The organism is Rhizobium skierniewicense, assembly GCF_014196515.1.
Taxonomy (GTDB): Bacteria; Pseudomonadota; Alphaproteobacteria; order Rhizobiales; family Rhizobiaceae; genus Agrobacterium; species Agrobacterium skierniewicense.
On record NZ_JACIDV010000001.1, the window covers coordinates 38,969 to 52,262 of the forward strand.

The following is a 13,294-nucleotide window of genomic DNA, read 5'->3' on the forward strand; positions in this document are numbered from 1 at the left end:
GTCGTCTGATGATCGTGGTGCCCTGTGGGAAGGCTGACCTCCAAAAGGTCAGCCTTCCTCGGCTTTTGCCTGTGCCTGAAGCGCCAGTTCGCACACTTTGAAAACGTGGTCCTGCTTCATCGCCGTGTCCGTGCGGTTGCGGATATCGGCGCAGATTTTGCCGAAATAGGGGAGACCCGCATCGGAGGCGTCGATATATTCGCAGCGGTCGCCATTGACGAGAATGAGCCGATCGGTTCCTTGCGTGTTTCCGATATCGACATATTTGCGAAGCTCCACATATCCGTCCGTCCCCAGGATCGTCAGGCGGCCATCACCCCAGGTGGGCAGGGCGTCGGGCGTGTACCAGTCGACGCGAATATAGCCATGGCCGCGGTCGCCGTGGAGAAGGATTTCGCCGAAGTCCTGAAGACCGGGATCACCGGGGTTGTTGTAGTTTGCAACGGTCGCCGAGACGATGTCGACCTCGGTGGATCCGGTGAAGAACATGAACTGATCGATCTGATGGCTCGCAATATCGGTCAATATGCCGCCATAGGCTTCCCGTTCAAAAAACCAGCTCGGTCGTGTTGCGCGGTTGAGGCGATGCGGACCCATGCCGATTGTCTGGATGACACGGCCGATTGCACCCTCGGCCACAAGCTCGGACGCCTTCGTGACGCTTGGAACTTCGAAGCGTTCTGAAAAATCGATCGTCCAGATGCGCTCGGTGCGGGCCACGGTTTCGTGCAGGCGGGTCAGTTGTTCAAATGTCGTGCAGCCCGGTTTGTCGGACATCACATCCTTGCCAGCCTCCATCGCGCTGATGGCGAGATCAGCCCGCTTTGCGGGAATGTCTGCGATGAGGACAAGATCGACAGCTGCGTCGGCCAGCAGGTCATCTTTTGACGCGGCGCGCGGCACGCCGGGAAACCGCTTGATGAATCCCTCGACGATATCGGGTTCGCCTTCGGTCCACCATCCAGCGAATTCTGCTCCTGCATCGAGCATGTTTTGCGCCATGCCGAAAATATGGCGATGTTCGATACCCAGAGCCACGAACTTGATGGATTTATGCATACGATAGTTCCACATCCTTGCGATGTTCGGCAGACTGGACGATGGCGTCGATCAATTGATGCGACAAAAGGGCGGCTTCACCGGTGACCAGCGGCTCGCGACCTGAAGAGATAGCATCGACAAAATCCTCAAAGACGGCCTGATGCCAGTCAGGGGTGAAGGCCATCGGGTCTGCGCCTCCGCCTGTGCCTGACGCTGCGCCACCAAAGGTTTCTTCACGGCCATCGCGCCAGCTTACATGCAGCAATCCAGAGGCAAGTCTGAGACTGCCTTGCTCGAAATGCAGCTCGATCTTTTCCGCAGACCCAGGAAAGCTTGCCGTACTCGCAACCAGGGAACCGACGGCACCGCTTTTGAATCGCAAGCCCGCGCTGACATAGTCCTCCGTTTCCATGATGTGGAACCGTGTTGTCGCGGCCATTGCCTGTACGAACGAAACCGGCCCTGTCATGCTGAGGGCAAGGTCTATGGTGTGAATGGCCTGAGATATCAGTACGCCGCCGCCATCTCTTGCCAGTGTTCCGCGACCCGGTTCGTCGTAATAGGACTGAGGACGCCACCACGGCACTGAAATTTCGCAAATGCCCAGCTTGCCCAACAGGCCGGAGGCGACCAGGTCCATCGCTTTACGGGAGGCGTCACGCATACGATGTTGAAAAATAACGCCGAGAGTCACGCCAGCCTGTCGACACATGTCGACGATCAATCGGGCTTCGGCGGCGTTTCGCGCAACGGGTTTTTCCAGAAGGATATGCTTGCCTGCTTCCACCAACGGCTTGATGATGTCTGCGCGTATGTTGGGAGGGGTGGCGATGATCGCAAAATCAATGTCGCGATCTTTGGCGGCATCGTCAACGGACGCGTAGACGGAGACAGTCTGGCCCGTGCGCTCCGATGCCTCGCGTGCCAGCGCCACCGCACGGCCTGAGCCACTGTCAACGAAGCCTTTGAGCCTGATCTTAGTCGAACTTGCCGCACAGGCGAGCATATGCGTTTTGGCAACCATTCCGGCACCGACGATAACGCCGGTTTTGATATCATGCATTCGCGAGCCTCCCTTCTCACAAGAGGGGACCATTGCATGAGGGCGTAGGCTCGTCAACGAAGGGTGGCAGGGAATGACCAGCCTGCGGCGTCGTTATTTCAGGACATCTAAAGTAGAATTCGAAAAAGTTAGGAACTCACACGGCTTGGGTTGGTTAGTCTTACACCATCCTCAATCTGGAGATATTGATGACCGACGTAAAACGTCCCACGCCACCATACGCATCGCAGGCCCAATCGCCACCCGGTACGACAGACGCAATGCAGCCACGGCCAGACCACGGCGAAGATTCCTATAAGGGCAGCGGTCGGCTCGAAGGCAAGGTCGCTCTCATCACCGGCGGGGACTCCGGCATTGGCAAAGCCGTCGCCATCGCATTCGCACGCGAGGGAGCGGATGTCGTCATATCCTACCTGAACGAAGACGAAGATGCCAAGGATACCGCAGAATGGGTGACGAAGGCTGGCCGAAAGGCGGTCGTCATTCCGGGCGATATCAAATCTGAAGAGCATTGCCAATCGTTGGTTCAGAGAACGGTCGATGAGTTTGGCCGCGTCGATATTCTCGTCAACAATGCAGCGTTCCAGCGTACCTATGACGATATTTCCGATATCACCGCTGAAGAATGGGATGAAACATATCGGACGAATATCTATGCCCCGTTCTTCCTTTCCAAGGCCGCAATTGGACATATGAAGCCGGGAAGTACGATCATCAACACGACGTCCATTCAGTCCCGTCAGCCCTCTCCGCAGTTGCTCGCCTATGCGTCCACAAAGGGCGCCGTCTCGAATTTCACAGCGGGTCTCGCTGCAATGGTTTCGGAAAAAGGTATCCGGGTAAATGCCGTCGCCCCGGGACCAATCTGGACGCCGTTGATACCATCAACGATGCCTGCCGATAAAACCGAGAGTTTTGGAGAAAAGACACTGATCGGTCGGGCAGGTCAGCCCGCAGAACTGGCTGGAGCCTATGTCCTTCTGGCGTCAGAACTCAGCAGCTACATGACGGGAGCGGTCATTCCCGTGACCGGCGGCGAGATCATGATCTAAAGATATGGATTGAGAGGAGGCTTCCATTGCTGGCAGCCTCCTCTGACCTTTCCGGCACGTGTGTCGGCTTAAAGCTGGAATTCGTTGGCAAGTGTCACGTGATGATGAATGCGACCTTCGAAAAATTCCGACAAGACAGCCTCTGTCGCCGCACGGGCCTCGATGCGCACAGGGCTGGCAAGCGCTGCTTCAACGGCTTCCAAATTCGGATAGTTGATTGCCAGGATCATCGGCAGTTCGGGCGCGCCTTCGTCGCGTGCCTCTGCAAAGGAAACACGCACATCGCTCGCCTGTGGAAATTGCTTCCATTTCGGCAAGATACGCTCGATGACGGCTTTGCGAAATGCGTCTGTCTGGCCATCTTTCACTTTGCCCTCGAACAGAGCGTAGCGGGTAATCATTCTGAAATCTCCTTGTTTGGTCCCTTGAAAAATTCCATCAGTGCCGCCTGATCCTCACCACCGAGGCCTGCTGCCGTCAGCATGCGGTGGATTTCGGCGCAGAGCGCCGTGAGCGGCATGGCCGTGTTTGTCCGTCGCGCCAGATCCTGCGCGCCACTCAGGTCCTTGACCATGTTGTCGATACGGCCGGTGCGGCGATAATCCTTCGAGACATAACGCGGCATGTATTCCTGCAAAATCGCGCTGTCGGCTCGCCCGCCCTTCAGCGCCTGTGGAATTTTTGCAGCATCCACCCCGGCATCGAGGGCCAATTGCGTGGCCTCGGCAACGGCAAGGAAACCAAGGCCGCACAGGACCTGATTGATGAGTTTGGTCGTCTGCCCAGCACCGACCGGGCCCATATGCGTGTAGTTGCTGGCAACGTCTTTCAGCACATGATGGGCATCGTCGACATCGCCCTGCGTTCCGCCCGCCATCAGCGTCAATTGACCGATGAGAGCCTTCGGCGCGCCGCCGGACAAAGGACTATCGACCCAGCGCAGGCCTTTTTCAGCGGCATCCGCACCGAGTTGTCTGGTCGCCTCAGGGTCGATTGACGACATGTCGATCAGCAACGTCCCCGGTTTAGCGCCGGCCGCCACACCGGCCTCACCGAACACGGCGCGACGGATGATGCCGGGCGAATTGAGACTGAGAATAACGTAGTCGCTGACAGAAGCGGCGTCCGCTGCGGTTTTGGCAGACGATGCACCCTTATCTACAAGGATCTGGACCTTCTGCTGGTCGAGATCGAAGACCGTAAGGTGATTGCCGGTTTCGAGCAGGCGGGTTCCGATTGCCCCACCCATGGCGCCTGCACCGATCAACGCGATCCTGTTGCCCATACTCAATCCCCTCCCGGTTGCTGATGATACTCGAAAGTGCTGTTTTCAGTGGTGGTGCTTGCCGGCTTTGTCAGAGCGAAGCGGTGATCCCGCCATCCACATAAAGAATGTGCCCGTTGACGAAGGACGATGCGTTCGATGAGAGGAAGATGCAGGCGCCGACGAGTTCCTCGACTTTGCCCCAGCGTCCTGCCGGCGTACGTTTTTCAAGCCAGGCGGAAAAATCAGGGTCGGCGACAAGGGCTGCGTTGAGCGGCGTATCGAAATAGCCGGGTGCAATGGCGTTGCATTGCAGACCGTACTTCGCCCAATCGGTTGCCATGCCCTTGGTCAGGTTGCCGACAGCACCCTTGGTTGCAGTGTAGGGCGCTATTCCCGGTCGGGCGAGCGCCGTTTGCACGCTGGCGATATTGATGATTTTGCCTGTGCCACGTTTGATCATGTGGCGGGCAACCGCCTGGCCGACATTGAAAACGGTGGAAATGTTGGTCTTGAGCAGCATCTCGAATGCATCTGCTGGAAAGTCTTCCAGCGGTGTCCGGTGCTGCATGCCAGCGTTGTTGACGAGAATGTCGATAGGGCCGATATCACTCTCGAACGTATCAACGGCTTGGCGAACGCGTGCATGATCCGTGGCGTCGAAGGCAAGCATATGGCGTGTACCGAGGGCATCCGCTGCCGCTTTGAGTTTCGTCTCATCACGGCCGTTCAAGATGACGTCCGCACCGGCCGCAGCGAGGCCTTGCGCCAAGGCATATCCGATGCCCTGGGATGAACCGGTGACGAGGGCACGCTTGCCTGTGAGGTCGAAAAGTTGAGTGCTCATGTTTACTCCCGAAACGATCGCGGCTTTATCGGTCAGCGGAATGCGATCTGCGTCTTCATCGATTGCCCCTTGTCGGAAGCGATTTCAAAGGCTTTGAGCGCATCCGACAAAGGCAAGGTATGGGTTATCAAGGGTTTGACGTCGATCAGTCCGCCTTGCATGAGTTGAACGGCAGTGGCGAATTCCTCGTGAAAGCGGAAGGAACCGCGAAGGTCCAGCTCTTTGGCGGTGATCGCCATCATCGGCAGGGTCATGTCGCCGCCAAGGCCGAGCTGCATGATAATGCCGCGTGGGCGCAAGGCGTGAATGCCGCTGACGAGCGCAGGCTGCGCGCCCGAGCATTCGTAGAGAATATCGAAATAGCCCTTGTTCTGGCTGAAGGGCGCCAGACCATCAGGGTTCTCGGAAAGGTTGATCGTGCGGTCCGCGCCGACGGTGCGCGCAAAGCCGAGTGCGCGTTCGGAAAGATCGGCCGCGACGATTTCGCCGGCACCGGCACGGCGAGCGGCGAGAATGGAGAGCGTGCCGATGGGCCCGCATCCTGTGACCAGAACGCGCTTGCCCAGCAATTCGCCAGCACGGCGCGTCGCATGCAATGTCACCGACAAAGGTTCAGCCATGGCGGCCTCTCCCGCGCTGAGGCCATGGGCCTTGACGCATTGTTCTGCTTTGGCAATCAGACGTTCTCTAAACGCGCCCTGGATGTGCGGAAACGGCATCGCAGAGCCATAAAAGCGCATGTTGAAACAATGGTTCTGCATGCCCTTGAGGCAATATTCGCAGGCACCACAGGGACGCGATGGGGAGATGGCAACGAGATCGCCGATTGCGAGATGGGACACGCCTTCGCCCAGACTGGCTATATGGCCGGACACTTCATGACCCAGGATCATCGGCTCCTTGAGGCGCACGGTGCCGAAGCCACCATGGGCGTAGTAATGCAAGTCGGAGCCGCAAATACCTCCGCTGGCAAGACGTATCTCGACCTCGCCGGGACCGGGGGCCTCGACGGTCGCCTCGTCGATCCGCAAATCTTTCGGAGCGTGAATAACAAGTGCTTTCATCTGATGTCTCTCACAAAACCGGGGTCGGCAAGGGGCGGCCTTCGAAGTGGGCCGACAGATTGTCATAGACGAGCGCGCCCATCGCCTTACGCGTCTCGACCGTACCGGATGCCATATGCGGCTGCAACAACACGTTGTCGAGTGCCACGAAACGGGGGTTCAGTTTTGGCTCGCCTTCGAAAACATCGAGCGCTGCGGAGCCGAGTGCCTTGTTCTCGAGCGCGTCCAGCAGAGCATCCTCGTCTATATTGGATGCCCGTGAAATATTGATCAACATGCCCTGCGGCCCGAGCGCTTCGATCACATTACGACTGACGATGTGGCGTGTCGCGCTGGATGCCGAAAGGGTAACAAACAGAAAATCGGAGCGTGCGGCCAGTTCGGTCGGGTCAGCGATGAACGTCCAGTCTTTGGTGAAGTCTTTTGGGCCTGTCGAGCTGTAGGCAATATCCATGTCGAAGCCGGAAAGTCGCCTGGCGACTTCAAACCCGATACGCCCCAGGCCGAGGATGCCCACGCGCCTGCCGTGAACGCGCGACTTCAAGGGATAAAGGCCCTTCGTTGCCCAGTCGCCGCTCCTGACCCAGGCTTCGCCACCCATCATCCCACGCGCCTGCGCCAGCATCATGCCCACGCCAAGGTCCGCTACATCCTTGGTCAGAACGTCGGGCGTATTGGTGACGCGGATGCCGCGTTCGCGGGCAGCGTTCAAGTCCACCGCATCATAGCCAACGCCATATACGCTGATGATTTCCAGTTTCGGCAGAGCCTCGATCATGGCGCGATTGGCGCCCAGTTCTCCGCGGGTCGCAATGCCCCGGATTGCCGCACCATTGCTGCTTAAAAACGAAGCCTTTTCAGTGGCTTCGAAATAGCGGTGCATGGTGAAGCCGGCGTTCAGACGCTCTTCGTCCCATGCCGGATAGGGGCCGACTTGAAGAATTTCGATTTTGCTCACGACATCTCCTCCGATGCGTTGTTATCGATAACATAGGTTTGTGCAATGTCGTTGTCCAGTCCGAATTTGAGATTTGTCAGACCACCTGACGGACCCGGAATGAGACGTCCGGATAACTTTCAAAATGAAACTTGACTTTTATGTTATCGATATCATAGCCTCGGATATCAGGCTTTGGGAGGAGCGAATGGAAGCGGAAAAATTCCTGGAATTTCGTTCCGTGTCGAAGGAGTTCGGCGGCACGAAGGCAATCACCGATGTTTCCCTTGAGTTGAAACGCGGAGAGATTCTGGCGCTTCTGGGGGAGAACGGCGCGGGCAAATCGACGCTGATCAAGACGTTGGCCGGTATCTACAAACCCGATGCCGGCGAAATCCTGTTTCGCGGCGTGCCCTATCATCATCGTCCACCCAAGCCCAACCAGCGCCAGCCGGTCGCGTTCATTCATCAGGATCTCGGTCTCATCGAGTGGATGACGGTGGCCGAAAATGTCGGGCTGGCACAGGGCTTTTCCATGCGCCGCCAACTGATCGATTGGAAGACGACCGCAAAGCGTACCGCTGACGCCTTGAAACTGGTTGGCTGTGATTTCGATCCGACAACGCGTGTTCAGAACCTGACGCGAACCGAAAAATCGCTTGTCGCAATCGCTAGGGCCCTGGCTGTCGAGGCAGACGTGCTCGTGCTGGATGAGCCGACTGCCAGTCTTCCGGCAGACGAGGTTGAGCGGCTGTTCAATGCCATCAGGCCTTTGAAAGAGCGTGGGGTCGCGATGATCTACGTTTCTCACCGGCTCGATGAAATCTTCCGTATTGCTGACCGGGTTGCCGTCCTGCGCGATGGTCTTCTCGTGGGTGAAACAGCTGTTACCGATACCAACCCCGACGAACTCATTCGCATGATCGTCGGTCGAAAGGCCGACCAGCTTTTTGTAAAGGCGCACACCGCGCCGGGTGAAACTCTGGTTACCGTGGAAAAGCTGACGTGCCGTGGCGCCGGGCCGGTTTCCTTTGCTTTGCGACAGGGTGAACTTCTGGGCCTGGTGGGCCTGCGCGGTGCCGGTCAGGAACTGATCGGCCGGGCGTTGTTCGGCGTCGAACCGGCGACCGGTCAGGTCACGATCCGTGGCAAGACGCCCGATCTTCGCAGCCCTGAAACGGCGATCGCATCCGGCATTGGGTTGATCGCGCGTGATCGAACGGAGGAATCCGTGGCCATGTCACTCTCGCTGCGAGAAAACACCTTTCTCAATCCGGGTGCGTCTGGCAGGCCCCTGTTGAATTTTCTGTCGCCTTCGAAAGAGGCCGATCTGGCATGGTCTATTGGTGAGAAAGTCGGTCTTCGGCCCAATGAACAGTCATTGGCAATCGAGGCGCTTTCGGGTGGCAACCAGCAAAAGGTCGTCGTCGGGCGCTGGCTGGCGACGGGCCGCAAACTGCTCATTGCGGAAGACCCGACAGCCGGTGTCGATGTCGGTGCCAAAGCCGATATCTACCGATTGATTGCGGCTGCGGTAGAGGAGGGGCTCGCCGTGATCGTCATCTCGACGGATTTCGAGGAAATTGCCCATATCTGCCACCGGGCGCTTGTCTTTTCGCGCGGACAAATCGTGCGGGAATTGACCGGCGACGCATTGACCACATCCGCTGTCATTGCTGCAGCATCCGCCTCCGAAGCGGCCTGATTATCTGGAGAACGAAGATGCAATCCATCCAGTCCACCGCACTTGAGCCAACGAAAGCGGAGTTAAAGGGCCTGTCGACCGGCGATAGACTGCGGCGCTTTTTGCCGGTCTACGGTCTGGTGATCCTGACGGTTTTATTGATCTTGATCTTTTCCGTGATGCTGCCGGATACGTTCCCGACAGCGCTCAACCTTCGCTCGATCATCGCCAACAAGACGATCATCGCCATCCTGTCGCTTGCGGCGATGATCCCCATGGCCTGCGGGCGTATCGATCTCACCATCGGCTACGGCATCGTTCTCTGGCACATTCTCGCAATTAGCCTCCAGACGATGTACGGTTTTCCATGGCCCATTGCCGTGCTGACCGTGTTGATCCTGGGTGGCTTGACCGGTCTGTTGAACGGCGTGCTGGTGGAGATCGCCAAGATCGACAGCTTCATCGCGACGCTTGGCACCGGGACGGTCATTTATGCGATTGCGCTTTGGCACACCGGCGGTCGCCAGGTCGTGGGTGTTTTGCCGGATGGCTTCCTGGCTTTGAACGGCACCTTCGTCCTGGGTCTGCCTATCACCGGCTTTTACGTGGCTGCGCTTGCGCTGGTCATGTGGGTCGTCCTCGAATATCTGCCGATTGGCCGCTACACCTATGCCATCGGGGCAAATCCGAAGGCTGCGGCACTGAACGGGATTCCGGTGCGCCGCTTCGTGGTAAGTGCCTTCGTCATCTCCGGCCTGCTGTCAGCTCTGGCCGGTGTTCTGCTGGCATCGCGGTTGCGGATCGGACAGGCCAGTGTCGGGCTTGAATATCTCTTGCCGGCCCTGGTCGGCGCCTTCCTGGGTTCGACCACCATCAAGCCCGGGCGCGTTAACGTTTGGGGCACGATGATCGGCGTCATCATTCTGGCCGTTGGCATCGCCGGTATCCAGCAATTCGGTGGTTCGTTCTTTGTCGAACCCCTGTTCAACGGCGTCACGCTGCTCGTTGCCATCGGTATTGCCGGTTATGCCCAGCGGCGCCGAGGCGTGGCGGGCCTCATGAAGCCGAAAGGCATGCCCGAAAAGACGCTCGAAGAAAAAACCTGAGTGCATGCATCGTCGAAAACAGTGATTTCAATGGGAGGAAATACCATGAGACGCAGACAGTTACTCGCAAGCGCAGCATCCGCCGTGTTCGCCATCGTCATAGCCGGTCCGGCCTTTGCTGATGCAATGACCGACGCCAGGGCCGTCGTTGCCAAATATGCCAGCAAGGTCGAGAAATGGGATGGCCCGACGACCGGGCCAAAGGCGGCGGCCGACAAGTCGGTGGTCATCGTTGCGGCGGACATGAAGAACGGTGGCATTCTGGGCGTCGTCAACGGCATCGAAGAAGCTGCGAAGGCCATCGGCTGGAAAGTCAACGTGCTGGACAGCGCCGGTTCTGTCGAAGGCCGGACGGCCTCGTTCGGACAGGCGCTGACGCTGAAGCCGAACGGTATCATCATTGCCGGTTTCGATGCGGTCGAGCAGAAACCTGCCATGGCAGAAGCCAAGAAGGCCAATATTCCGATGGTGGCCTGGCATGCGGCACCTGCCGTTGGCCCGGTCGATGAGGTCGGCGTTTTCGCCAATGTCACGACGGATGCGATGGAAGTGTCCAAGGCCGCCGCCGATTACGCTTTCGTTGATGCGGGTGGCAAGCCCGGCGTGGTGATCTTTACCGATTCGACCTATGCCATCGCCATTGCCAAGGCCGACAAGATGAAAGCGGAAATCGAAGCGCTTGGCGGCACCGTGCTCGAATATGTCGATACGCCCATTGCCGAGACCTCTCAGCGCATGCCGCAGCTGACCACGACGCTGTTGCAAAAATACGGGGAGAAGTGGACGCATTCACTGGCGATCAACGACATCTATTTCGATTTCATGGGCCCTGCTTTGTCATCTGCTGGCATTCCGGGCGACGGAGCGCCCAAGAGCGTGGCGGCCGGGGATGGTTCGGAAAGTGCCTATCAGCGCATCCGTGCCAAGCAGTACCAATCGGTTACGGTGGCAGAACCTCTCAACCTTCAGGGCTGGCAACTGGTCGATGAGCTCAACCGCGCCTTTTCGGGTGAAAAGTGGTCTGGATACGTATCGCCATTGCATGTCGTGACCGTCGACAATGTCGAGTTCGACGGCGGACCGAAGAACTCGTTTGATCCGGATAATGGCTATCGCGACGCCTACAAGGCAATCTGGAGCAAATAAAATCAGCGGACGGTTGGTGTGCGGCCTTGCTGCAGACCAACCGATCGTTATCTTTGCGCAAAGTCTAAACAAGAGAGAAGGCGCCGATCAGATGTCATTCTTCGAAGTCGAAGACCCGGTCTTTTCCACGTTCGTGCTGGGGAATGCGCCACTCAAGAAACTTGGCACCGGCTTTGATTGGGTCGAAGGGCCGGTCTGGTTCGGAGATCATGATTGTCTCCTGTTTTCCGATATTCCCAACAACCGCATCATGCGCTGGAGCCCGTCTGCTGGCGTTTCCGTTTTTCGCGAGCCCTCGAATTTTTCGAATGGCCATACGCGTGACGGGCAAGGCAGGCTGGTCAGCTGCGAGCATGGCACGCGGCGGGTTTCACGGACGGAACATGACGGGACGATCACGGTCATTGCCGACAGCTATCAAGGGAAACGGCTCAACTCCCCCAATGATGTGATCGTGGCGTCGGATGGTGCCATCTGGTTTTCCGATCCACATTACGGCATTTCGACCGACTATGAGGGCTTCCGCGCAGAGCAGGAGCTGCCTTGCAACGTGTATCGTGTCGATCCCCTGTCAGGCGAAATCTGTGCGGTCCTGACGGATTTCAACTGCCCGAACGGTCTCGCCTTCAGCCCTGACGAGACGCGCCTCTATGTGGCTGACACCGGCCGGATGTTCTCCGATGACCCACGTCATATCCGCGTGTTCAACGTTGACGCGGGCTGGGGTTTGAGCGGCGGTGGCGTTTTTCACTCCATCGAGCCAGGCAGCGCGGATGGAATGCGTGTCGATGTGGCAGGCAATCTCTGGTCGTCTGCTGCCGATGGCGTCCACTGCATTGCGCCGGATGGGCGTCGGCTCGGCAAAATACTGGTGCCAGAGACCGTTTCCAACGTGTGTTTCGGCGGGCGGAACGGACATAGGCTGTTTATCACCGCGACCACGTCGATCTATTCGGTGTCACTTGCCATTCGCGGCCATACGCGCGGGCGTCACTAAGACCGCAGGTGCGGCAACGAAGAGTGGGGTAGGGGTGCATGCCAAACGACAGGACGCCGACGATGGCCGATATCGCGCGCGCGACAGGCGTGTCACCGATGACCGTCTCTCGCGCTTTCAAGGCGGGTGGCCTGGTCAATACCGAAACCCGTGACGCCATCTTGAAGGCGGCGGAAGAGCTCGGTTATGTCTTCGATTCCACAGCGTCGAATCTTCGCTCGAAAAAAACCGACTTTATCGCCGTCACGATACCGTCGATCAACAACGCCAATTTTGCAGATACGGTTGGCGGATTGTCCGATGTGCTGAGCGCGCAAGGTTTTCAGATCCTGCTTGGTTACACCAATTACGACATGCAGGAGGAAGAGCGCCTGATCGAGAATCTTCTGCGCCGTAAACCGCAGGCAATTGCCGTGACAGGTGGAAAGCATACGCGACGCGCACAAAAATTACTGGAGAATGCCAATATCCCGGTCATCGAAACCTGGGATGTCCCGGCAGAGCCAATTGGCCATTATGTCGGCTTTTCAAACGCGGATGCCGTGCGCAGCATGGTCGATCACTTCATAGAGGTTGGATATCGCCGCATCGCCTTTATCGGCGGCGATGCCAGCCGAGATACACGCGGCACCAACCGCCGCCACGGCTTCATCTCGGCATTGCGCGACCACGGGCTTGATCCCTTCCGGCTGATCGACGCAGGCCCGCCGCCGATTTCCATGCGGGAAGGCGCCAATGCCATGGCACGGCTTCTGGACGAATTTCGCGATACCGAGGCGGTGATCTGTGTCTCCGACCTCTCCGCCTTCGGGGCTTTGACAGAATGTCAGCGCCGGGAAATCTCAGTACCGGAGCAAATCGCCATCGGCGGGTTCGGCGACTACGAGATCGGCGGTATTTCGGTCCCAGCGCTCACCACCATCAATGCACACGCCCGCATGATTGGTGAGCGGACGGGGTCCCTTATCCTTGACCTCTTGTCGGGCAAGGACAGCGTTCCGCACGTAACCATTCAGCCGCAGCTGATTGTTCGGGAAAGCAGCTTGTAGGTGGTCGTCCCGTAGCGCCGTGATTCAATGGGATTCAATTGCAG

Annotated in this window: 13 protein-coding genes; 6 read left to right on the plus strand and 7 right to left on the minus strand. The window is 58.0% G+C overall.

Translation table 11 applies throughout. The annotated features are described in order from the left end of the window. Positions 1-48: 48 nt before the first annotated feature. Both GGQ73_RS00170 and GGQ73_RS00175 read right to left on the minus strand, forming a co-directional pair. Positions 49-1,059, minus strand: coding sequence for a Gfo/Idh/MocA family protein (locus GGQ73_RS00170; RefSeq protein ID WP_183893011.1), 1,011 nt, complete (start codon positions 1,057-1,059; stop codon positions 49-51). Further along, the gene (locus GGQ73_RS00175; RefSeq protein WP_183893013.1) at positions 1,052-2,104 is read right to left on the minus strand and encodes a Gfo/Idh/MocA family protein; all 1,053 of its coding nucleotides are present in this window, start codon (positions 2,102-2,104) and stop codon (positions 1,052-1,054) included. Before GGQ73_RS00175 ends, GGQ73_RS00170 begins: the two co-directional genes overlap by 8 nt. Before the next feature lie 188 nt (positions 2,105-2,292). Here GGQ73_RS00175 and GGQ73_RS00180 point away from each other — a divergent pair, with 188 nt between their 5' ends. Then, on the plus strand, positions 2,293-3,156 hold the full coding sequence (locus GGQ73_RS00180) for an SDR family oxidoreductase (RefSeq protein ID WP_183893015.1): 864 nt from the start codon (positions 2,293-2,295) through the stop codon (positions 3,154-3,156). Between the two features lie 68 nt (positions 3,157-3,224). On the opposite strand, the gene GGQ73_RS00185 is transcribed toward GGQ73_RS00180, so the two are convergent. From GGQ73_RS00185 to GGQ73_RS00205, 5 genes are all read right to left on the minus strand, one after another. After that, positions 3,225-3,557, minus strand: a complete 333-nt coding sequence (locus GGQ73_RS00185; protein ID WP_183893017.1) for a hypothetical protein — start codon at positions 3,555-3,557, stop codon at positions 3,225-3,227. Further along, positions 3,554-4,441, minus strand: a complete 888-nt coding sequence (locus GGQ73_RS00190; protein WP_183893019.1) for an NAD(P)-dependent oxidoreductase — start codon at positions 4,439-4,441, stop codon at positions 3,554-3,556. The genes GGQ73_RS00185 and GGQ73_RS00190 overlap by 4 nt, the downstream gene beginning before the upstream one ends. 70 nt (positions 4,442-4,511) lie before the next feature. Beyond that, the gene (locus GGQ73_RS00195; protein ID WP_183893021.1) at positions 4,512-5,267 is read right to left on the minus strand and encodes an SDR family oxidoreductase; all 756 of its coding nucleotides are present in this window, start codon (positions 5,265-5,267) and stop codon (positions 4,512-4,514) included. A 32-nt stretch (positions 5,268-5,299) separates the two neighbouring features. Next, a complete protein-coding gene (locus GGQ73_RS00200) occupies positions 5,300-6,331 on the minus strand; it encodes an L-idonate 5-dehydrogenase (protein WP_183893023.1) in 1,032 nt (343 codons plus the stop codon). A gap of 10 nt (positions 6,332-6,341) precedes the next feature. Then, a complete protein-coding gene (locus GGQ73_RS00205) occupies positions 6,342-7,289 on the minus strand; it encodes a 2-hydroxyacid dehydrogenase (protein WP_183893025.1) in 948 nt (315 codons plus the stop codon). A 187-nt stretch (positions 7,290-7,476) separates the two neighbouring features. On the opposite strand from GGQ73_RS00205, the gene GGQ73_RS00210 reads away from it, so the two are divergent. The 5 genes from GGQ73_RS00210 (at position 7,477) to GGQ73_RS00230 (ending at position 13,250) form a co-directional block, all read left to right on the plus strand. Continuing rightward, a complete protein-coding gene (locus GGQ73_RS00210) occupies positions 7,477-8,973 on the plus strand; it encodes a sugar ABC transporter ATP-binding protein (RefSeq protein WP_183893743.1) in 1,497 nt (498 codons plus the stop codon). 17 nt (positions 8,974-8,990) lie between these two features. Continuing rightward, complete coding sequence (locus GGQ73_RS00215; RefSeq protein ID WP_174155792.1) at positions 8,991-10,058, plus strand: ABC transporter permease; 1,068 nt, start codon at positions 8,991-8,993, stop codon at positions 10,056-10,058. A 45-nt stretch (positions 10,059-10,103) separates the two neighbouring features. Continuing rightward, positions 10,104-11,204 (plus strand): ABC transporter substrate-binding protein, encoded by a 1,101-nt coding sequence (locus tag GGQ73_RS00220; RefSeq protein ID WP_183893027.1) that lies wholly within the window; start codon positions 10,104-10,106, stop codon positions 11,202-11,204. A gap of 91 nt (positions 11,205-11,295) precedes the next feature. Further along, positions 11,296-12,201, plus strand: coding sequence for an SMP-30/gluconolactonase/LRE family protein (locus GGQ73_RS00225; protein WP_183893029.1), 906 nt, complete (start codon positions 11,296-11,298; stop codon positions 12,199-12,201). 62 nt (positions 12,202-12,263) lie between these two features. Continuing rightward, positions 12,264-13,250, plus strand: coding sequence for a LacI family DNA-binding transcriptional regulator (locus GGQ73_RS00230; RefSeq protein ID WP_174155840.1), 987 nt, complete (start codon positions 12,264-12,266; stop codon positions 13,248-13,250). Positions 13,251-13,294: the final 44 nt, after the last annotated feature.